The 18,591-nt window shown below is 78.0% G+C and carries 19 protein-coding genes and 2 riboswitches; of the genes, 9 read left to right on the top strand and 10 right to left on the bottom strand.

What is annotated here, in order from left to right:
• Positions 1 to 35 precede the first annotated feature (35 nt).
• Positions 36 to 749: an ANTAR domain-containing protein gene (locus ACI8AX_RS21760; protein ID WP_456551956.1), complete on the top strand. Its 714-nt coding sequence runs from the start codon at positions 36 to 38 to the stop codon at positions 747 to 749.
• On the opposite strand, the gene ACI8AX_RS21755 is transcribed toward ACI8AX_RS21760, so the two are convergent.
• Positions 746 to 1,693, bottom strand: coding sequence for a nucleoside hydrolase (locus ACI8AX_RS21755; protein WP_456551955.1), 948 nt, complete (start codon positions 1,691 to 1,693; stop codon positions 746 to 748). The two genes, ACI8AX_RS21760 and ACI8AX_RS21755, sit on opposite strands and share 4 nt — an antisense overlap.
• A 23-nt stretch (positions 1,694 to 1,716) precedes the next feature.
• A complete protein-coding gene (locus tag ACI8AX_RS21750) occupies positions 1,717 to 3,042 on the bottom strand; it encodes an APC family permease (RefSeq protein WP_456551954.1) in 1,326 nt (441 codons plus the stop codon).
• Positions 3,043 to 3,370: 328 nt separating this feature from the next.
• On the opposite strand from ACI8AX_RS21750, the gene ACI8AX_RS21745 reads away from it, so the two are divergent.
• Both ACI8AX_RS21745 and ACI8AX_RS21740 read left to right on the top strand, forming a co-directional pair.
• Positions 3,371 to 4,264: a hypothetical protein gene (locus ACI8AX_RS21745; RefSeq protein ID WP_456551953.1), complete on the top strand. Its 894-nt coding sequence runs from the start codon at positions 3,371 to 3,373 to the stop codon at positions 4,262 to 4,264.
• Positions 4,265 to 4,970: 706 nt separating this feature from the next.
• On the top strand, positions 4,971 to 7,085 hold the full coding sequence (locus ACI8AX_RS21740) for a SpoIIE family protein phosphatase (RefSeq protein ID WP_456551952.1): 2,115 nt from the start codon (positions 4,971 to 4,973) through the stop codon (positions 7,083 to 7,085).
• Positions 7,086 to 7,140: 55 nt separating this feature from the next.
• Here the strand turns inward: ACI8AX_RS21740 and ACI8AX_RS21735 are convergent, their stop codons facing one another.
• The 6 genes from ACI8AX_RS21735 to ACI8AX_RS21710 form a co-directional block, all read right to left on the bottom strand.
• Positions 7,141 to 7,560 carry an ATP-binding protein gene (locus ACI8AX_RS21735; protein WP_456551951.1) on the bottom strand — a complete coding sequence of 140 codons (420 nt, stop codon included), beginning with the start codon at positions 7,558 to 7,560 and terminating at the stop codon, positions 7,141 to 7,143.
• Between the two features lie 74 nt (positions 7,561 to 7,634).
• Positions 7,635 to 8,246 (bottom strand): thiamine phosphate synthase, encoded by a 612-nt coding sequence (locus ACI8AX_RS21730; RefSeq protein ID WP_456551950.1) that lies wholly within the window; start codon positions 8,244 to 8,246, stop codon positions 7,635 to 7,637.
• Positions 8,243 to 9,073 (bottom strand): thiazole synthase, encoded by an 831-nt coding sequence (locus ACI8AX_RS21725; RefSeq protein WP_456551949.1) that lies wholly within the window; start codon positions 9,071 to 9,073, stop codon positions 8,243 to 8,245. The genes ACI8AX_RS21730 and ACI8AX_RS21725 overlap by 4 nt, the downstream gene beginning before the upstream one ends.
• 1 nt (position 9,074) lies before the next feature.
• Positions 9,075 to 9,275 carry a sulfur carrier protein ThiS gene (gene thiS, locus ACI8AX_RS21720; RefSeq protein ID WP_456551948.1) on the bottom strand — a complete coding sequence of 67 codons (201 nt, stop codon included), beginning with the start codon at positions 9,273 to 9,275 and terminating at the stop codon, positions 9,075 to 9,077.
• Positions 9,266 to 10,390 carry a glycine oxidase ThiO gene (gene thiO, locus ACI8AX_RS21715; protein WP_456551947.1) on the bottom strand — a complete coding sequence of 375 codons (1,125 nt, stop codon included), beginning with the start codon at positions 10,388 to 10,390 and terminating at the stop codon, positions 9,266 to 9,268. The genes thiS and thiO overlap by 10 nt, the downstream gene beginning before the upstream one ends.
• Positions 10,387 to 11,721 (bottom strand): purine-cytosine permease family protein, encoded by a 1,335-nt coding sequence (locus tag ACI8AX_RS21710; RefSeq protein WP_456551946.1) that lies wholly within the window; start codon positions 11,719 to 11,721, stop codon positions 10,387 to 10,389. The genes thiO and ACI8AX_RS21710 overlap by 4 nt, the downstream gene beginning before the upstream one ends.
• A riboswitch (TPP riboswitch) is annotated at positions 11,711 to 11,823 on the bottom strand. (Overlaps the previous gene by 11 nt.)
• A 31-nt stretch (positions 11,824 to 11,854) precedes the next feature.
• Between ACI8AX_RS21710 and ACI8AX_RS21705 the strand changes: the two genes are divergently transcribed.
• The 5 genes from ACI8AX_RS21705 to thiD all read left to right on the top strand — a co-directional run bounded on the left by ACI8AX_RS21705 (position 11,855) and on the right by thiD (position 15,594).
• Positions 11,855 to 12,451: a thiaminase II/PqqC family protein gene (locus ACI8AX_RS21705; protein ID WP_456551945.1), complete on the top strand. Its 597-nt coding sequence runs from the start codon at positions 11,855 to 11,857 to the stop codon at positions 12,449 to 12,451.
• On the top strand, positions 12,448 to 13,062 hold the full coding sequence (locus tag ACI8AX_RS21700) for a TenA family protein (RefSeq protein ID WP_456551944.1): 615 nt from the start codon (positions 12,448 to 12,450) through the stop codon (positions 13,060 to 13,062). Before ACI8AX_RS21705 ends, ACI8AX_RS21700 begins: the two co-directional genes overlap by 4 nt.
• Before the next feature lie 169 nt (positions 13,063 to 13,231).
• Positions 13,232 to 13,325, top strand: a riboswitch (TPP riboswitch).
• A complete protein-coding gene (thiM, locus tag ACI8AX_RS21695) occupies positions 13,320 to 14,129 on the top strand; it encodes a hydroxyethylthiazole kinase (RefSeq protein ID WP_456551943.1) in 810 nt (269 codons plus the stop codon). Its footprint overlaps the riboswitch before it by 6 nt.
• Positions 14,126 to 14,779, top strand: a complete 654-nt coding sequence (gene thiE, locus ACI8AX_RS21690; protein ID WP_456551942.1) for a thiamine phosphate synthase — start codon at positions 14,126 to 14,128, stop codon at positions 14,777 to 14,779. Before thiM ends, thiE begins: the two co-directional genes overlap by 4 nt.
• On the top strand, positions 14,776 to 15,594 hold the full coding sequence (thiD, locus tag ACI8AX_RS21685) for a bifunctional hydroxymethylpyrimidine kinase/phosphomethylpyrimidine kinase (protein ID WP_456551941.1): 819 nt from the start codon (positions 14,776 to 14,778) through the stop codon (positions 15,592 to 15,594). Before thiE ends, thiD begins: the two co-directional genes overlap by 4 nt.
• Before the next feature lie 84 nt (positions 15,595 to 15,678).
• On the opposite strand, the gene ACI8AX_RS21680 is transcribed toward thiD, so the two are convergent.
• On the bottom strand, positions 15,679 to 16,971 hold the full coding sequence (locus ACI8AX_RS21680; RefSeq protein WP_456551940.1) for an Nramp family divalent metal transporter: 1,293 nt from the start codon (positions 16,969 to 16,971) through the stop codon (positions 15,679 to 15,681).
• 104 nt (positions 16,972 to 17,075) lie between these two features.
• Entirely contained in the window at positions 17,076 to 17,852 is a 777-nt protein-coding gene (locus tag ACI8AX_RS21675; protein WP_456551939.1) for a Mut7-C RNAse domain-containing protein, read from the bottom strand.
• A gap of 94 nt (positions 17,853 to 17,946) precedes the next feature.
• On the opposite strand from ACI8AX_RS21675, the gene ACI8AX_RS21670 reads away from it, so the two are divergent.
• A complete protein-coding gene (locus ACI8AX_RS21670; protein WP_456551938.1) occupies positions 17,947 to 18,459 on the top strand; it encodes a VOC family protein in 513 nt (170 codons plus the stop codon).
• Positions 18,460 to 18,591 lie beyond the last annotated feature (132 nt).

The following is an 18,591-nucleotide window of genomic DNA, read 5'->3' as shown; positions in this document are numbered from 1 at the left end:
GGGCCGGGACCGCGACCGGCCGCACGGTGGCCGGCATGGTGGAGGATGCCCGCATGGAGACGCTGCTGCGCGAGCTGAGCCGGGTGGTCCTGGCCGACCGCGACCTCGGCGACGTGCTCGAGGAGATCACCTCGATCGCCTCCCGGGGCATCCCCGGCGCGGAGTCCACCTCCACCACCCTGATCCGCGACGGGAAGGCCTACACGGCCGCCTACGACGGCGAGATGTCGCTGGCCGCCGACGAGCTCCAGTACGAGCGCGGGTACGGCCCCTGCATGGACGCCGGCCAGGGCGGCGTCGTCCTGCGGATCGACGACATGCGCACCGAGCAGCGCTGGCCGGACTACACCGCCCGCGTGCTCGAGGTCGGCGTCCGCAGCTCGCTGTCGGTGCCGCTGCCCTACCAGGGCGGGGTCATCGGGGCGCTGAACGTGTACTCGTCGCGGCCGGGTGCGTTCTCCTCGCCCGAGTCGGTGACCGCCGGCACCGACGTCGCCGAGGTGGTCGCCGTCGCCATCGCCAACGCCGAGGCGCACCACCAGCTCGGCGAGCAGGCCCGCCACCTGCGCATCGCGATGGAGTCGCGGGCGGTCATCGAGCAGGCCAAGGGCGTGCTGATGGCCCAGCAGGGCGTCGACACCGACCAGGCGTTCGAGATCCTGCGGGCGGCGTCCCAGCGGGCCAACCGCAAGCTCCGCGACGTCGCCGCCGGCGTCGTCGCCTCCACGCAGCGCGAGCAGCCGGCCTAGCCCAGCCGCTCCGCCAGCGCGGCCAGCCGGGAGACGAGGAACTCCACCGCCGCCGCGCTGTCCACGCCCTCGGCCACGTGCACGGCGGTGGCCGAGCCGGAGGGGTCCCGGCGGTCGACCACCGTCTGCCCCCGCGCCGGCCCCAGGCCCGTGTCGACGACGACGTCGCGCGGCACCGTCCGGAGCGTCCCGGGGACGACGGCCTCGGTCACCGCCAGCGCGTCGTGCACCACCACGCCGTCGACCCCGTAGCGGGCGCGGGCGACGTCCATGTACTGCCGCAGGATCGCCGCGGCGGTCCCCCCGACCGGGCCGGCGGCCGCGAACCGCGCCACGCCGTCCTCGCCGAGCACGGTGGGCAGGGTGACGTCCAGGCCGACCAGCACCGTCGGGATCGCCGACGCGAAGACCGCCTGCGCCGCCTCGGGGTCGGCCCAGGCGTTGAACTCCGCGGCCGCGGTGACGTTGCCGCCCGCGCCGGCCGAGCCGCCCATGACCACGAGCCGGCCGATCCGCTCCGCCGCCTCCGGGTACACCGCGAGCAGCAGCGCGACGTTGGTGAGCGGGCCGATCGCGCACACGGTGACCGGCTCCTCGGCGGCGGTCAGCAGGTCGGCCAGCGCCGTCACCGCGGGGCGCGGGTCGACGGCGGCGGGCGAGGGCGGCAGGTCCACGCCGCCCAGGCCCGCCGCGCCGTGCACGTGCCCGGCCCGCTCGGCGAGCGGGTGCACCAGCGGCCCGCGGGCGCCCGCCGCCACCGGCACGTCGGAGCGCCCGGCCAGGTGCAGCACCCGCAGCGCGTTCTCCGTGGTCTGCGCCAGGTCCACGTTCCCGTGCACGGTGGTGACCAGGCGCAGGTCGACCTCCGGGCTGGCCAGCGCCAGCAGGATGGCGAGCGCGTCGTCGATGCCGGGGTCGGTGTCGATCACCAGGGGCGTGGGCACCCGTCCATCCTCGCCCACGCCGGTCAGGCCGCCGTCCGCTGCTCCCGGCGGGTGGCGGCCCGGCTGAGCAGGTACAGCACCAGGCCGACCGCGAGCAGGACGGCGGCCCGCAGCCAGGTCTCGGCGGTCTGACGGGTCAGCAGCAGCACGCACGAGGCGACGGCCAGCACCGGCACGACCGTGGGCGCGCGGAAGTGGCCGGCGTCCACCCGGTCGCGGCGCAGCACCAGGACGGCGGTGTTCGTGCTCAGGAACACGAACAGCAGCAGGAGGACGACGGTGTTGGCCAGCGCGGCGACGTCGCCGGTCGCGGTCAGCGCCATCGCGACGAGCGTCGTCACGACGATGGCCACCCACGGGGTCCGCCGGCCCGGGAGCACCTGCCCCAGCACCGACGGCAGCAGCCGCTGCTCGGCCAGCCCGAACGCCATCCGGCTCGCCATGATCATCGTGAGCAGCGCGCCGTTGGCCACGGCGACCAGGGCGACCAGGCTGAACAGCCGGTCGGGGACGCCGACGTCGGCGGCGCGCACCACCTCGAGCAGCGGGCCGCTGGAGCCGGCGAGCTGCTCCGGGGCGACCACGACCGCGGCCGCCAGCCCGACCAGCACGTACAGCGCCCCCGCCGTCAGCAGCGCCCCGAACAGCGCCCGCGGGTACACGCGCCGCACGTCGCGGACCTCCTCGGCCACGTTCGCGGAGGTCTCGAAGCCGACGAAGGAGTAGTAGGCCAGCACGGCAGCCGCGAGCACCGCCGACGCCACCGACGTCCCCTCGGGGAACTCCACCGACCGGCCGAGGTCGCCGTCGCCCCGGCCGAGCACCAGCGCGCCGAGGACCACGACCAGCACCAGCCCGGAGGACTCGACCAGCGTCATCACCGTGTTGGCGCGCAGCGACTCCTGGATGCCGCGGGCGTTGAGCGCGGCCACGAGCCCGAGGAAGACCAGCGCCGCCGGCACCGCGGGGACCTCGACGAAGACGCCGAGGTAGTCGCCGGCGAAGGCCAGGGCGAGGCCCGCCGCGCTGGTCACGCCGGCGGCGAGCATGCAGTAGCCGACGAGGAACGCGACCTCCGGCCGTCGGAACGCCTTCTGCGCGAACACCGCCGAGCCGCCGGCCCGCGGGTACTTGGTCACGAGCTCGGCGTAGGACGCCGCCGTCAGCAGCGAGAGCAGCAGGGCCACCAGCAGCGGCACCCAGATCGCGCCGCCCACCTCGCCGGCCACCTCGCCGACGAGGGCGTACACCCCGGCCCCGAGCACGTCGCCGAGCACGAACAGGTACAGCAGGCGGCCGCTCACCGCCCGCCGCAGCCGGGTGTCGGGCTCGTCCTCGGGCCGGCTCACCGGTCGAGTCTCGGGAGCGCCGCCGCGAGCGGCAACCGGGGCCGCGACGCCGGGCGGGGCGTCCCGACACGCGGGCGCGCCGCCGCGTGTCCCGGGACGACCGACGCCCCCACCAGGGGCTCCCACGCTCGGGGAGGCGCTGCTTGTCGACAAGCGACCGGCGCGGGGAGGGGGTCACCGGACCCGTCGGGGACCCGTCGCAACGGTTCGGTCACGCGGCCTCCAGGAGGTGGCCCGACGAGCCGTCGGAACCGGTCGCGCTGCCTACCGTTCTCCCTGTCCGCAGCACCTTCCCCCCTGGCTGCGGGCTCTACTTCAGGAGGACGGCATGACGAACGGACGGGCCCCCCGGTCCTCGTCGTCGTCCTCCGGCGAGGGCGCGCTGACCGGCCTGCTGGCGGTGCTCGAGCGCGCCGAGGCGCTCCCGCCGGCCGGGCGGCCGCGCCCGCGCCGGGCGGTCCGGCACGCGGCCGTCGCCGGCGCCCGCCGGGCGCCGCTGCCGATGGCCCGGCCCGTGCTCCCGCCTCGCGCCCGGCCCGCCGCGGCGCCGGCCGTGCCCGCGCGGCCGGTCCCGCCCGCTCCGGTGATGTGGCGGCCGGCGGGGACGCCCCCGGTGCCCCCGCCCGCCCCGCCGCGGCGCGAGCCGGGCCTCGTGCGCCGGCTGGCCCTGTGGGGCGCCGGCCCGGACGGTGCCCACCTGGCCTGGAACCGGCCGGCCCCGGCCGCGCCGGTCCCGCCCTCCAGAGCCGCCGAGCCCGTCGCGTCTCCTCCCCGTCGCGGCCTGCGCGACCGGCTGCGGCACGGCGTCCGCCGGCTCGCCCGCTGGGGCGCCGGGCCCACCGGCGCGCACCTGGCCTGGAACGTCCCGCCGCAGCCGCGGGTCTACCCGGCCCGGCTCCCCGTCGTGCCCGCGGTCTCCCCGGCCGTGCGGCTGACCGCGCTGCCCGACACCCCGATCCGGCCCGCGGCGTCTTCCCCCGCCGCGGCGCTGCTCCCGGCCCCCCGCCCGCGGGCGGCCGGGACCCACCTCCGGGCCCCGGCCCGGCCACCCCGGGCGCCGCAGCCCCGGGCATCGGAGCCCACCGGATGGCCTGCCGTCCGGCCGGAGCCCTGCCCCGCACTGCCAGCGCCGCCCGGCTGGCCACCCCGGGACCCCCGGAGCCCCGGCCGCGCCCGCACGCGCGGCGACCCGGCGACCTGCCGGATCAGGGGTTCGCCCTGACCCGGCTCCCGGCAGCAGCACCCGGCCGACCCCGGCCGCCGCCCCCAGGCTCCGCACCCCGCCGCGACCGGCCGCAACCCAGCGGTCCGACCGGTGACCCGCGTCGCCGACTCCCGCCTCTCCCCCTGGCCGCACGCCAGGCGCCTCCCGGCCCACCGCCGACGGTGCACCTCCCGCACCGCCCCGCAGACAGCACCGCAGCACGTACGCGCCTCGACCTCCCGCCGGCCCTGCCCCGAGCAGCGGCGCGCGGGCCCTCCCGGGAGGCGCTGACGGCCGGCGGCGCGGTCCCCGGGGCGCCGCGGGAACCGTCCGCGCGGTGGACGACAGGCCGTGCCGGTACCCGTGAACGGGTCTCTGACCGGCTCTGCCTGGCCGCACGGGCGCCGGTCCGGCCCGCCCGGGACGCGCGGAGCCGCCGCAGACCGGTCGCCGATCCCCGGTCGCCCGGGCCCGCGGGACCGCAGGGCGGCAGCGGGCACCGGCCGCGGACGGCAGCGCCGTCCGCACCCGCATCCCCCGGCGGGCGCTCGCCCGGGGTCCCGGCCGTCAGCAGCGGCGGCCGGGGCCCCCGGGCGGCGCCCGCCGCCGTCGTCCCGGGGCCGGCGCGCCCCCTCCGGGACGACGGTGTGCTGGCCCACACGAGTTGGCCCGGTGCAGCGTGCTGTGGGAGAAAGGACGGGATGAACGGGCTGGGCACGTCGCGGTGAGACGGCTCCCGCCACGTCCCGCCCCCGAGGGCGGCCCACCGGCGGCCGCGGACGAGGCGCAGGTCCTGCGCCTGGAACTGGCCGTCGAGGCGGCCGGCATCGGCAGCTTCGACTGGGACCTCGTCACCGGCCGGCTCGACTGGGACGACCGGCTGCTCGAGATGTTCGGCTACACCCGCGAGAGCTGGGGCGAGCGGATCGAGGCCTTCGCCGCCCGGCTGCACCCCGACGACGTCGAGGCCACCATGGCCGCCCTCGAGCACGCCATCGCCACCTGCGGTGCCTACGACGCCGAGTTCCGCGTGCTGCTCCCCTCCGGCGAGACCCGGTGGGTGCGCGGGCGCGGGCGGGCGCTGTGCGACGAGGGCGGCGCCGCCGTCCGGTTGCTGGGCGCCGCGTACGACACCACCAGCGCGCGCGCCGCCGACCTGCACGTGGCCCGGGTCCTCGAGGCCATGAACGAGGCCTTCTTCTCCCTCGACCGCGACTGGCGCTTCGCCTACGTCAACCGCCGCGCCGAGGAGGTCCTGGACCGCCCGCGCAGCGAGCTGGTCGGCGGGGACATCTGGGAGCTGTTCCCGCACGCGGTCGGCAGCGACTTCGAGACCCACTACCGCGGCGCGGTGGCCACCGGGCAGGAGCGGGTCTTCGAGGCCTACTACCCCGAGCCGCTCGAGGCCTGGTACGAGGTCCGCGCCTGGCCCACCCCCGACGGCCTGTCGGTGTACTTCCTCGACGTCACCGAGCGCCGCCGCGCCGAGGACGTCGCCCGCGAGGCCGCCGCCCGGCTGCGCGCGCTGGCCGAGATCGGCGCGGCGATGGTGGACCAGCTGGGCCGCGGCCGGGACGAGCGGGCGGCGCTGCAGCGCGTCACCGAGGCCGTCGTCCCCGTGTTCGCCGACTGGGCGATCGCCACGCTCATCGACGAGGACGGCCGGATGCACGACGTCGCCAGCTGGCACGCCGACCCGGCGCTGCGCGCGACGACGGCCCGCTACGCGGAGCTGCGACTGAGCTCGGTCCAGGACGACGCCCCGGTGCTGCGGGCCCTGCAGTCGGGTCAGGTGCTCACCGTCGACGACGTGGTGGCCGCGATCCGCCCGACGCTGCCGCCCGGGGAGGTCGTCGAGGTCTTCGACCGGCTGGCGCCCCGCACCGCCCTGACGCTCCCGATGGTCGCCCACGGCCGGACGCTGGGTGCGCTGAGCATGTACCGCTCGGAGGGCCGGCCGGCCGACGCCGACGACGTCGCCGCGGCCCGCGAGGTGGCCGAGCGCGTGGCCCTCGCCCTGGACAACGCCCGGCTGCACGACCAGCAGCGCCGGCTGGCCGAGGAGCTGCAGCGCAGCATGCTCACCGCGCCGCCGCGCCCCGACCACGCCGAGGTGGTCGTCCGCTACCTGCCCGCCGTCGAGGCCGCGCAGGTCGGCGGCGACTGGTACGACGCGTTCCTCCAGCCCGGCGGCGCCACGGTGCTGGTCATCGGCGACGTCGTCGGCCACGACATCGCCGCGGCCGCCGCCATGGGCCAGCTGCGCGGCCTGGTGCGCGGCATCGCCTTCCGCGAGGGCGCCACCCCGGCCACCGTGCTCGCCGACCTCGACACCGCCGTCCGCGGCCTGGAGATGGACACGATGGCGACCGCCATCGTGGCGCGGATCGAGCAGACCCCGGAGCAGCGGGCCGCCGGGACGACGACGCTGCGCTGGTCCAACGCCGGGCACCCGCCGCCGCTGCTGCTGCGCGGCGACGGCCGGGTGGAGGAGCTGTCCGGGGAGCGGGCGGAGCTGATGCTCGGCGTCGACCCGGCCGCCCGGCGCACCGACCGCGCGGTCACCTTCGACCGGCCGGCGACCGTGCTGCTCTACACCGACGGGCTGGTCGAGGCGCGCGACCAGGTGCTCGACGACGGCATCGCCGCCCTGCGCGAGGCGCTGGCCGACCTCGCCGACCGGCCGCTGGCCGAGCTCTGCGACGGGCTGCTCGCCCGGCTGCGCCCGCGCGGCGTCGCCGACGACGTCGCGCTGGTCGCCGTCCGGCTGCACCCCGAGGACCGCCCGCGACCGGCCGAGGCCGGCCCACCGCACGTGCCGCCCGTCCCCGGCGCCTGATCGAGGACCCTCCTGCCCCCGCCACTCGCGGGCTCGCAGGCTGCAGGGGGGGCCGTCAGATCGGGAGGACGGCCCACACGTGCTTGGCGCCGCCCTCGACGTACCAGCCGTGGGCGCTGGAGAGCTCGGCGATCAGGTAGAGGCCCAGGCCGCCCTCGCTGGGGTCGCGGCCGACGGCCGGCGACGGGGGCCGGTCCGCGGCCCGGTCGGACACCTCGAGCAGCCAGGCGGACTCGGTGCGGCGCACCGCCGCCCGTGCCCCGCCCGCGCCGTGCCGCAGGGCGTTGGAGGCCATCTCGTCGAGGGCCAGCACCAGGCGGTCGCGCAGCTCGGGGTCGGCCTCGCCCAGGTGGGCGCGCAGCTCGGCGCGCACCCGGGGCAGCTCGGCCACCTCGGTCAGCTCCCAGGCGACGCCGTCGGACGCGGAGGGTGGGGTCGCCGAGGGCCAGATCGACCCGGCAGACTCCCGTGACACGCCCGCGCTACCTCACATCCCCGCCGGCCACGCCGCTGGACCGAACACTCGCGTATGCGCCGGACGGGAGGGGTCTAAACCCCGGGGTGACCGGCATCACCGGGTGCTGCGCCCAGAGCGTCGAGGTAGAGCGCCACGCGAGCCGGGTCGCGCATCACCGGTCCCATGACGGCGACCCCGGCCGCGCCGGCGCGCAGGCAGCCGGCGGCGTCCTCCGGGGCCACCCCGCCCAGCGCGAACACCGGGGGCGCACCCGCGGTCAGCCGGGCCAGCCCGGCCGGCCCGAGCGCCGGGCCGTACCCGGGCTTGGACGACGTCGCGTACACCGGGGAGACGAACACCCAGTCGCACCCCTCGGCCGCGGCGCGGGCCACCTCGCCGGCGTCGTGGCAGGAGCGGCCGACCAGCGCCGGCCGCGGGTCGGGCACCGGGTCGGCGGCGGCCAGGTGCACCGCCGTCCGCCCCGCGGACCCCGGCGCGCCGGCCCACACAAGCAGCCCGCCGACGGGCGCCAGCACGGCGGCCAGGTCGTCGGCGAGGGCGGCCCGCTCGGCCAGCGGCAGGTCCTTCTCCCGCAGCACCACCGCGCGGGCACCGGCCGCGACCGCGGCGGCCACCACCTCGGGCAGCGGCGCGGCGGCCTGCGTCCGGTCGGTGAGGACGAGCAGCCGGGGCAGCCCGGTCACAGCGCGGGCAGGCCCTCGAACTGCGTGGAGGCCTGCGCGTGCCACCGGCGGGGGATCCGGCCGGCACCGTGCGCCAGCCGGCCCGCCTCCACCGCGTGCCGCATCGCCAGCGCCATCCGCTCGGGGTCGCGGGCCCGGGTGACCGCCGAGGCGAGCAGCACCGCGTCGCAGCCCAGCTCCATGGCCAGCGCCGCGTCGGAGGCCGTGCCGAGGCCGGCGTCCAGGACCACCGGCACGTCCACCGCCTCGCGCAGCAGCGCGATCGCGTGCGGGTTGCGGATGCCCAGCCCGCTGCCGATCGGCGAGCCCAGCGGCATGACGGCGGCGCACCCGGCGTCGGCGAGGCGGCGGCCCAGCACCGGGTCGTCGGTCGTGTAGGCGAACACGCGGAAGCCGTCGTCCACCAGCTGCTCGGCGGCGTCGAGGAGCTCGACGGCGTCGGGCAGCAGCGTGTGCTCGTCGCCGATCACCTCGAGCTTGACCCAGTCGGTGCCGAAGGCCTCCCGTCCCAGCCGCGCGGTGAGGACGGCCTCGCGCGCCGTCCGGCAGCCCGCGGTGTTGGGCAGCAGCCGGACGCCGCAGCGGTCCAGCACCTGCGTCATCGCGGCGCTCGCTGAGGCCTCGACCCGCCGCAGCGCGACCGTGACCACCTCGGTGCCGGAGGCGCGCACGGTGCGCTCGAGCACCTCCATGCTGGTGATCCCGCCGGTGCCGAGCACCAGCCGGGAGGAGAACGCCTCCCCGGCGAGCACCAGCTCGTCCCGGCCGCCGTGCAGGGGCCCGCCGCCAGCATGCGGGTGGTGGGGGGCACGGGGGTCCTCGCTCATCTCAGCCTCCCGCCGTCGGGGCCAGCACCTCGAGGACGTCCCCCGCGGCCAGCCGGGTCGTCGCCCAGGCGCTGCGCGGCACGACGTCGCCGTTGCGCGCCACCGCCACCCGGTCGTGCGTGCCCGCGCGCTCGGTGACCAGCCCGGCCACCGTCGCGTCGTCGGGCACCTCGGTCCCCGACCCGTTCACCGTCACCTGCACGCCGTTGCCTCCCGGAACCTGCCGACGTCGAAGGGTGCGGCGGGCGCGGGCACCTCGCCGCTGACGAGCAGCTCGGCCACCAGCTCACCGGTCAGCGGGGTGAGCAGCACCCCGTTGCGGTGGTGGCCGGTGGCCAGCACCAGCCCGGGCACGCCGGAGGGGCCCAGCAGCGGCGCGTTGTCCGGGGTGCCCGGCCGCCAGCGGGCCAGCGTCTCGGCCAGCTCGAGCTCGGTGACGCCGGGGACCACCTCGATGGCGTCGTGCAGCAGGTCGTGCACCCCGCCGGCGGTCACCGTGCCGTCGAAGCCGCGCTCCTCCACGGTCGCGCCGACGACGAGGCCGTCGTCGCCCTGCGGCACCAGGTAGACCGCGCGACCCCGCACCAGCGCCCGCACCGTGCCCCCGAGCAGCCCGGCGGCGCCCCGCAACCGCAGGACCTGCCCCTTCACCGGCCGGACCGGCAGCGCCGGCGCCCCGGGCAGCGCGCCGCTGTGCGCGCCCAGCGCCAGGACGACGGTGCCGCCCCGCACCTCCCCGCCGCCGTCCAGCGCCAGCCCGCACGCCCGGCCGGCCTCGGTGAGCAGCCCGGCGACCCGGGCGCGCTCCACCCGCACCCCGGCGCCCTCGGCGGCCGCCAGCAGCACCGGGTGCAGCTCCCGGGGGTCGACCGACAGGTCCCCGGCCACGTGCAACGCGCCCCGCACCCGCGGGCTCAGCGACGGCTCGCGGCGCCGCGTCTCCCGGCCCAGCAGCCGGTGCACCCGGAGCCCGAGTTCCACGTGGAACCGCTGCAGCTCCGCCAGCGCCCGCACGTCGTCCTCGTCGAAGCCGACGACGAGCGTGCCGGCCTCCCGCAGCGGCACCCGCGTGCCGGTGGCGGCGGCGAGGTCGGCGAGGAAGTCCGGGTAGCGCGCCAGGGAGGCCTGGCACAGCCGCAGCAGCGCCTCCTCGCCGTAGCCGGCCTCGGAGACCGGGGCGAGCATGCCGGCGGCCGCCCGCGAGGCGCCGGCGCCCGGGGCCTCGTCGACGACCGTCACCGACAGCCCGCGCTGCGCCGCGCGCCAGGCGACGGACAGCCCGACGAGGCCGCCGCCGGCCACGACGACGTCGGTCACCCGGCCGCCCGCCGCCGCAGCACCGCCGGCAGGCAGAGCAGCGCGGTGAGCACCACGGCCACGGCGAGGCTGACCAGCGAGGCCGACCAGCCGTTGGCCGGGTCGATGCCGAGGTCCTCCTGGCGCGCCGTCCACCACGCCGTCCACCCGGCGCCCGGGCCGCCGAAGTAGGTCGGCAGGGTGAGCTGGTAGGCCACGAAGCCCGCCGCCCAGGGGAGCAGGAAGGCTGGGCGGGCGCGGGCGGTGTCGGAGGTGTCCCAGGCGCCGCGCGGGGTGAGGGCGTAGACGACGGCGAACACGCCGACCAGCGGCACGAAGACCGCGCCGATGAGGAAGAGGAACGGCTCGTAGGCGGCGATGTCGAAGGTCAACGCCAGGACCGTCGCCGCGGCGCCGACCAGGACCACCAGCACCCGCCGGTCGGCCCGCGCGACGACGTTCTGCGCCGACACCGCGGTCGAGTAGAGGTTGGCGAACGCCTCGTCGAGCTCGACGGCGACCAGCACCAGGACGGCGACCGCGCCCAGCGGCACCGCCAGCAGCGCGTCGACCACGTCGAGCCCGGCGCTGCCGTACGCGGCCAGCGCGAGCACCCCGAGGGTGAACATCACGACGGTGGCGACGCCGTAGCCGACCGCGGCCCCGGCGAACGCCGCCCGGGCGCTGCGCACGTGCCGGGTGTAGTCGGCGGCGAGCGCGAACCAGGAGATCGGCAGGGCGATGACGATGTCGGCCGCCGTCCAGAAGGAGGTCGCCGCGCCGCCGGTGAGCTCGGGGACGCCGGCGGTCAGCACCTCGACGAAGAGGTAGCCGATGGCCGCCGCCGCCGCCCAGACCGCGTACCGGGCCAGGACCCGCACCACGCCGAGCGGGCGGAGCGCCATGAGGGTGGCCAGCACGCCGGCGGCCAGCACGAACGGCCAGCGGGGTGCGTCGAGCACCCGCGACGCCGCCTCGGCGATGATCACGATCTCGAACGTCGCCCAGCCGACGCACTGCACGAGGTTGAACGCCGTCGGCAGCCAGGAGGTGCGCCGGCCGAGCAGCCCGCGCAGCAGCACCATCGCCGGCACGCCCTCCCGCGCGCCGGCGGCGGCACCGATCCCGAGGAGGACGGCGCCGATCGCGGCGCCGACGACGACGGCGCCCAGGGTCTCGGCCAGCGGCCGCCCCGGCAGGACGACGAACACCGCGGCGACCGGCAGCAGCAGGCTCACCCCGAGGTTGCCCCACAGGCCGAGGGAGTCCCGCAGGCCCAGCGTGCGGTCGGGCCGCTCGGTGAGCGTGAGGGGGGCGTCCCCGCGGGGGGACGTGCGGACGGCGTCGCTCATGACAGCTCCCTACGCCGGCATTACCCGGACAGGTTCCAGCGGTCGGCGGCGCGGTCAGCCGCCCTCTCAGCCCGGTCAGCCCGAGCTCCCGCACACGTGCGCGGTCACAGTAGCCCGCCCGTACTGTCGCGCCGTGCCGACCTCGGACCTGCTGCGCGACCACCCCGGCGAGTGGGAGCGCGCCACCCGCCACCCGTTCCTGCTCGGCGTGCGCGACGGCACGCTCCCGTCCGGGGCCTTCGACACGTGGCTGGCGCAGGACGCGCACTTCGTGGCCGACCTGCTCCGGTTCCAGGCCCGGCTGCTGGCCCGGGCGCCGCGGCCGGCGCAGGCGGTGCTCGCCGCCGGCGCCGTCGCGCTGGTGGAGGAGCTGGACTGGTTCGAGGGGCTGGCCGCCGGTCGCGGGCTCGACCTGGACGTGCCGCGGCTCCCGGCGACGGCCGCCTACGCCGACCTGCTCGAGCGCCTCGACGCCGCCGAGGTGCCCGCGGCGCTCACCGCGCTGTGGGCGGTCGAGCGGGTCTACCTCGACGCCTGGACGGCCGCCTCGCCCGGCGCGCCGGAGCACGCGGAGTACGTGGCGCACTGGACGACGCCGGGCTTCGCCGGCTACGTCTCCGCGCTGGCCGGCGCCGCCGACGCGCTCGGCGGCCGGCACGACGACGTCGTCCTCGCGGTGCTCGAGGCCGAGGTCGCGTTCTGGGACACGGCCCTGGGGGACGCCGCGTGAGCTTCGCCCGGCGCCTCTGGGCCGACTCGGCGGACCTCGCCGCCGCGGCGCTGGACCACCCCTTCGTCCGCGGGCTGGCCGACGGGACGCTGCCGCGGGAGCGGTTCGCGGGCTACGTGGCGCAGGACGCGTTCTTCCTGCAGGCCTTCGCCCGCGGCTACGCCATGGCCGTCGTCCGCAGCCCCGACCGGGCCGGCCTCGACGCCTTCGCCGACCTGCTCGCCGGCGTCCGCGAGGAGCTGCGGCTGCACGACGGCTACGCCGCCGGCTGGGGGATCGACCTCGCGACCGTGGAGCCGGCGCCGGCCACCTCGGCCTACACCGACTTCCTGCTGGCCACCGCCGCGACCGGCGGGCTGGGCGAGACCTGCGCGGCGATGACGCCCTGCATGCGGCTGTACGCCCACCTCGGGCAGTCGCTGGCCGGGTCCCCGCCCGGGCCCTACGCCGAGTGGGTCACCACCTACGCCGACCCGGGGTTCGAGGCGCTGGCCGCGACGCTGGAGGAGCTGCTCGACCGGTACGCCGCGGGCGCCCCGGCGGTGGCGCGGGCGTACGGGCGGGCGATGGAGCTCGAGGTCGCCTTCTTCGAGGCGGCCTGGCGCGGCTGATCGGGCGTCGGGCCGGCCCCGGCCGGACGACGGGCCTCCGCAGAGCGGCACTGCCGCCGTGCCTCCGCCGGTGCCGCACTGCAGCGCGGCAGTCGCGACTGCACCGCGGCACCGGCTGACCGCGGCACCGGCTGACCGGCGCGGCCGACCGGCGCGGCGCGTAAGGTGCCTCCCCGACACGGGGTGCCCGCCGGCCGGGCTGAGATGACACCCGTCGAACCTGCCCAGGTCATGCTGGCGAAGGGATGTCACCTCTCGTGGACGCCTCCGTGGACCCCGACACGCTCGCCGCCGCCCGCACCGCGCTCACCGAGGGCGCGCCGCTGGTGCACTGCCTCACCAACACCGTCGTGCAGACCCTGACCGCGAACGCGCTGCTCGCGGTGGGTGCCGCGCCGGCGATGGTGGTGGCGCCCGAGGAGGCCGGCGACTTCGCGGCCATCGCCTCGGCGCTGCTGGTCAACGTCGGCACGGTGCACGGGCAGTCGGCCGAGGCCATGCGGGTCGCCGTCCGCGCCGCCGACGCCGCCGGCACGCCGTGGGTGCTCGACCCGGTCGCGGTGGGCGGCCTGCGGTTCCGCACCGACCTGGCCGTGGAGCTCGCGCTCGGCGGGCCGGCCGTCGTCCGCGGCAACGCCTCGGAGGTCATGGCGCTGGCCGGGACCGGCTCGGGCGGGCGCGGCGTGGACTCGACCGCGACCGCCGACGACGCCCTGGAGGCCGCCGTCGCGCTGTCGGCCCGCACCGGCGGCGTGGTCGCGGTGAGCGGGCCGGTCGATCTGGTCACCGACGGCGCGCGGGTGGTCCGGGTCGGCGGGGGACACCCGCTGCTCACCCGCACCACGGGGGCCGGCTGCGCGCTGGGCGCGCTGACCGCCGCCTACGTCGCCGCGTCCGGGGACCGGATGACCGGGGCGGTCGCCGCGCACGCGCACGTGGCGCTGGCCGCCGAGGCCGCCGCCGCGGTCGCCTCCGGACCGGGCACGTTCGCCGCGGCCTGGGTCGACGCGCTCGACGCCGTGACGCCTGACGACCTGCGGCGAGCGGACGTGCGGGACGCCTCGTGAGGCCCGCCTTCGACCCCACGCTCTACCTGGTCACCGACACCGCGCTGTCGCGGCCGCGCACCGTCCCCGACGTCGTGCGCGCCGCGGTGGCCGGCGGGGTGACCGCAGTGCAGGTGCGGGACAAGGAGGCCTCCCGCCGGGAGCTGTACCAGCTCACCCTCGCCGTCCGTGCCGTCCTGCCGCCGGGGATCGCGCTGTGGGTGGACGACGCGGTCGACGTCGCCCTGCTCGCCGGCGCCGACGGCGTGCACGTGGGCCAGGACGACCTGCCGGCCGCCGAGGTCCGCGCCCTCATCGGGCCGGACCGGCTGCTGGGCCTGTCGGCCGGCTCGCCGGAGGAGCTGGCGGTCGCGCTCGCGCTCCCGCCGGGCACGGTCGACGTCGTCGGGATCGGGCCGGTGTGGACGACGCCCACCAAGCCCGACGCGGGCGCCGGGCTCGGCCCCGGGGGCGTGGCCGCGCTCGCCGCGCGGGCCCGCGACGCGGGGCTGCGGTCGGTGGCCATCGGCGGCGTCTCCGCCGCCAACGCCGCCGCGGTGACCGGGGTGGACGGCGTCTGCGTCGTCTCGGCGATCTGCGCGGCCCCCGACCCGGCGGGCGCGGCGCGGGAGCTGCGGGCGGCGCTGGGCTCGCCGGCGGTGGCCCGGTGACGGCCGTCGCGCTGACCGTCGCCGGCAGCGACCCCAGCGGCGGCGCCGGCATCCAGGCGGACCTGAAGACCTTCAGCGCCCTCGGCGCCTACGGCACCGCGGTGCTGACCGCGCTGACCGCGCAGAACACCCGCGGCGTGACCGGGGTGCACGCCGTCCCGGCGGCGTTCGTGGGGGAGCAGCTGCGCACGCTGCTCGACGACGTCCCGGTGGGGGCGACCAAGCTCGGCATGCTCGGGACGGCGGACGTCGTGTCCGAGGTCGCGGCGGTGCTCGCGGAGCGCCGGCCGGGGCCCGTGGTCTGCGACCCGGTGATGGTGGCCACCAGCGGTGACCGGCTGGTGGGGCCCGAGGCCGTCGACGCGATCCGGGCCGAGTTGCTGCCGCTGACCGACCTGGTCACCCCGAACGTGCCCGAGGCGGCGGCGCTGCTGGACGGGCCCCCGGCCGGCTCGGTGGAGGAGATGGTGGAGCAGGCGCGGGCGCTGCTGGCGCTGGGGCCGGGGGCGGTGCTGCTGAAGGGCGGGCACCTGGGCGGCGCCGAGAGCGTCGACGTCCTGGTCTCCGCGGACGGCGTCGTCGTCACCCGGCGTCCCCGGGTCGGCACCACCTCCACGCACGGCACCGGCTGCACGCTGTCCTCGGCGATCGCCGCCCTCGTCGCGCGCGGTGTGGGCGGGCCCGGCAGCTGGGAGCCGGCGGTCGAGCAGGCGCGGGACTACCTGCAGGAGGCGCTGGAGGCCGGGGCGGCCCTGGGCGTCGGCTCCGGCCACGGACCGGTGCACCACTTCGCCCGCTGGTGGCCCGCCGGCTGACCCCGCCGTCCCCCCGCGAGATCTGCACACTCGGGCATCTCGGGCCGCTGAAGACCCCGAGTGTGCAGATCTCGCGGGGCCGGGTCAGCCGAGGAAGCCGACCAGCAGGTAGACGTTCAGGCCGCTGATGAGGGCGGCGACGAGGCTGCCGACGACCGTCGTGAGCCGGCGGTTCACCCAGCCGCCCATGAGCTCCTTGTCACTGGTCAGCCACAGCAGCGGCACGAGCGCGAACGGGATGCCGAAGCTCAGCACCACCTGCGACCAGACCAGCGCGGTGGTGGGGTCGCCGCCCAGCACCAGGATCGCCAGCGCCGGCGCCAGCGTGATCAGCCGGCGGGCGAGCACCGGGATGTGCCGCTTCAGGAACCCGGCCATCACGACCTGCCCGGCGTGCGTGCCGACCGAGGAGGAGGCGAACCCCGAGGCGAGCAGCGCCACGGCGAAGGCCAGCGCCGCCCCGGTGCCGAGCTGGTCGCCGAGGCCGGCGTGCACGCTCTCCAGCGACTCGATGCCGTCGTCGGCGGTGAACAGCTGGGCGGCGATGACGAGCATCGCCGCGTTGACCAGCCCGGCCAGCCCCATGGCCACGAGGACGTCGATGCGCTGCGCCTTGAGCAGGCGGCGCCGTCCGGCCTCGGTCCGGCCCGCGGTGACGGCGTCGCCGTAGCGGCCCGGGGTGAGCGCGGAGTGGACGTAGATGACGTGCGGCATCACCGTGGCGCCGAGGATGCCGGTGGCCAGCAGGACGCTCTCGGAGCCCTCGAAGGAGGGCACCACGCCCCCGGCGACGCCGCCCATGTCGACGCCGGCCCCGAGCAGCGTGTAGAGGAAGCCGCCGCCGATCACCAGGAGCAGGCCGGTGATGACCCGCTCGAACGGCCGGTGCCCGCGCGACTGGGCGCCCAGCAGCACGAAGGCGACGACCGCGGTGATCACGCCGCCGATCGGCAGCGGGACGCCGAAGAGGAGGTTGAGCGCGACCGCGCCGCCGACGATCTCGGCCAGGTCGGTGGCGATCGCGACGGCCTCCGCCTGCAGCCACAGGCCCCGGGTCACCGGCTGGGGCAGCCGCTCGCGGCACAGGGTGGCCAGGTCGCGGCCGGTCGCCAGGCCGAGCTTGGCCGTCAGCGACTGGATGAGCATCGCCATGAGGTTGGCCGCGACGATCACCCACAGCAGCGTGTAGCCGAAGCTCGCGCCGCCGGAGAAGTTGGTGGCGAAGTTGCCGGGGTCCACGTAGGCCACCGCCGCGACGAAGGCAGGCCCGAGCAGGGGCCAGATCCGGCGCCGTCCGGGAGCCGGTGCCGGCGCCGGGCGGGGTGCGCTGACGAGGGTCGTCGGCAGGACGGCGGCCTCGGTCTTCGAGAGGTACACGGCGGCCTCACAGGGGCGGGGGTGGGCTGGCGCTCCTCTCCTGCCCGGCCGGGGTGTCACCCCCGGGCCATGTCGTGGCCCCCGGGGGCCGAGGTGAGCCTCGCCTACCGCGGCGGCCGGTCCGGGCCCGCCCGGTCCCGGACCGCCCGCTGGACCAGCTGGTCGATGCGCCGGGCGTGTGCGCCGCGCCAGTAGACCCGCCCGCACCCCGGGCAGCGGGAGAAGTCCGCCTGCGTGCGCAGCGTGCCCGGCTCGAGCCGGTCGGCGACGTCCGCGGCGGCGACCGGCTCCAGCGGCGCCCCGCAGGCGGTGCAACGGGTCAGCGGCGCCAGCACCGGGGCGAACCGGTCGAGGACGTCGGCCAGCTGCTCGTCGGGGCCCGTGCCGCGGACGAACGCGGCCCAGGTCCGCCCGCCGGCCCGCAGCGCCCGGCGCCGGAGCAGGCCCCGGTCCTGGGTGAGCAGCACCCGGTGCTCGGCCAGCGCCTGGGCCACCAGCTCGGCGTCGTCGGCCTCGGGGGCGCGGCGGTCGGGGGACCAGGCGGCGTCCACCCCGAGCAGCCGCAGCCGCCGGGCCAGCGCGCCCAGGCCCACGTCGAGCAGGAAGCCACCGGGCGGGGCCGGTTGCGGCCGGGTCCCCGGGTCGACCGCGACCGTGGCGCCGGGCCGGGCGCGGGCCGCCTCGTCCACCGGCGCGCCGTCCAGCCGGAGGTCGCCGACCTCGGTCAGCGGGACGCCGGCGGCCTGCACCAGGTGACCCACGGTGGCGTCGGGGTCGAACGGGAGCACCCGGCGTCCGCCGGCCCGGGCGCGGGCGGGCAGGAACAGCCGCAGCGGGCCGGCGACCGCCACCGTCACGGTCGCCCCGTCCGGGGAGTCCACGGACACCGCGGTACCCCTCGGGCCCGGCGAGATACTTGAACTCTCATGTAAATCGGCGCACCATGGGGGCAGTCCATCGACAGGAGCTCCCGCCATGCCCGTCCAGCGCCTCAACCACGCCGTCCTCTACGTGCGCGACGTCGACCGCAGCGTCGCCTTCTACCGCGAGGTCCTCGGCTTCCGGCCGGTCATGGAGATGCCGGGGCGGGCCGCGTTCCTGCAGGCCGAGGGGTCGACCAACGACCACGACCTCGGGCTGTTCGCGATCGGCGACCGCGCCGGCGCCTCGGAGGCCGGCCGGCGCACGGTCGGGCTCTACCACCTGGCCTGGGAGGTCGACACCCTCGCCGAGCTGCAGCGGGTGCAGGACGCGCTGCTGCGCGCCGGCGCGCTGGTCGGCGCCTCCGACCACGGCACCACCAAGGCCCTCTACGCCCAGGACCCCGACGGCCTGGAGTTCGAGGTCTCCTGGCTCGTCCCGGCCGAGCTGATCACCCCCGAGGTGTCGGAGGCGCGGACCCGCATCGAGCGGCTCGACCTCGCCCGCGAGATCGCCCGCTACGGCGCGCAGACCCGCGGCGGCGTCGGCGTCTCCATCCCCGTCTGAACGGAGTGGGGGGGGGGGGGGGGGGGGGGGGGGGGGGGGGGGGGGGGGGGGGGGGGGGGGGGGGGGGGGGGGGGGGGGGGGGGGGGGGGGGGGGGGGGGGGGGGGGGGGGGGGGGGGGGGGGGGGGGGGGGG

This window comes from Blastococcus sp. SYSU D00813, assembly GCF_054050735.1.
Note: the sequence above shows the minus strand (reverse complement) of the source record. Positions and strands in the feature narration are given on the sequence as shown.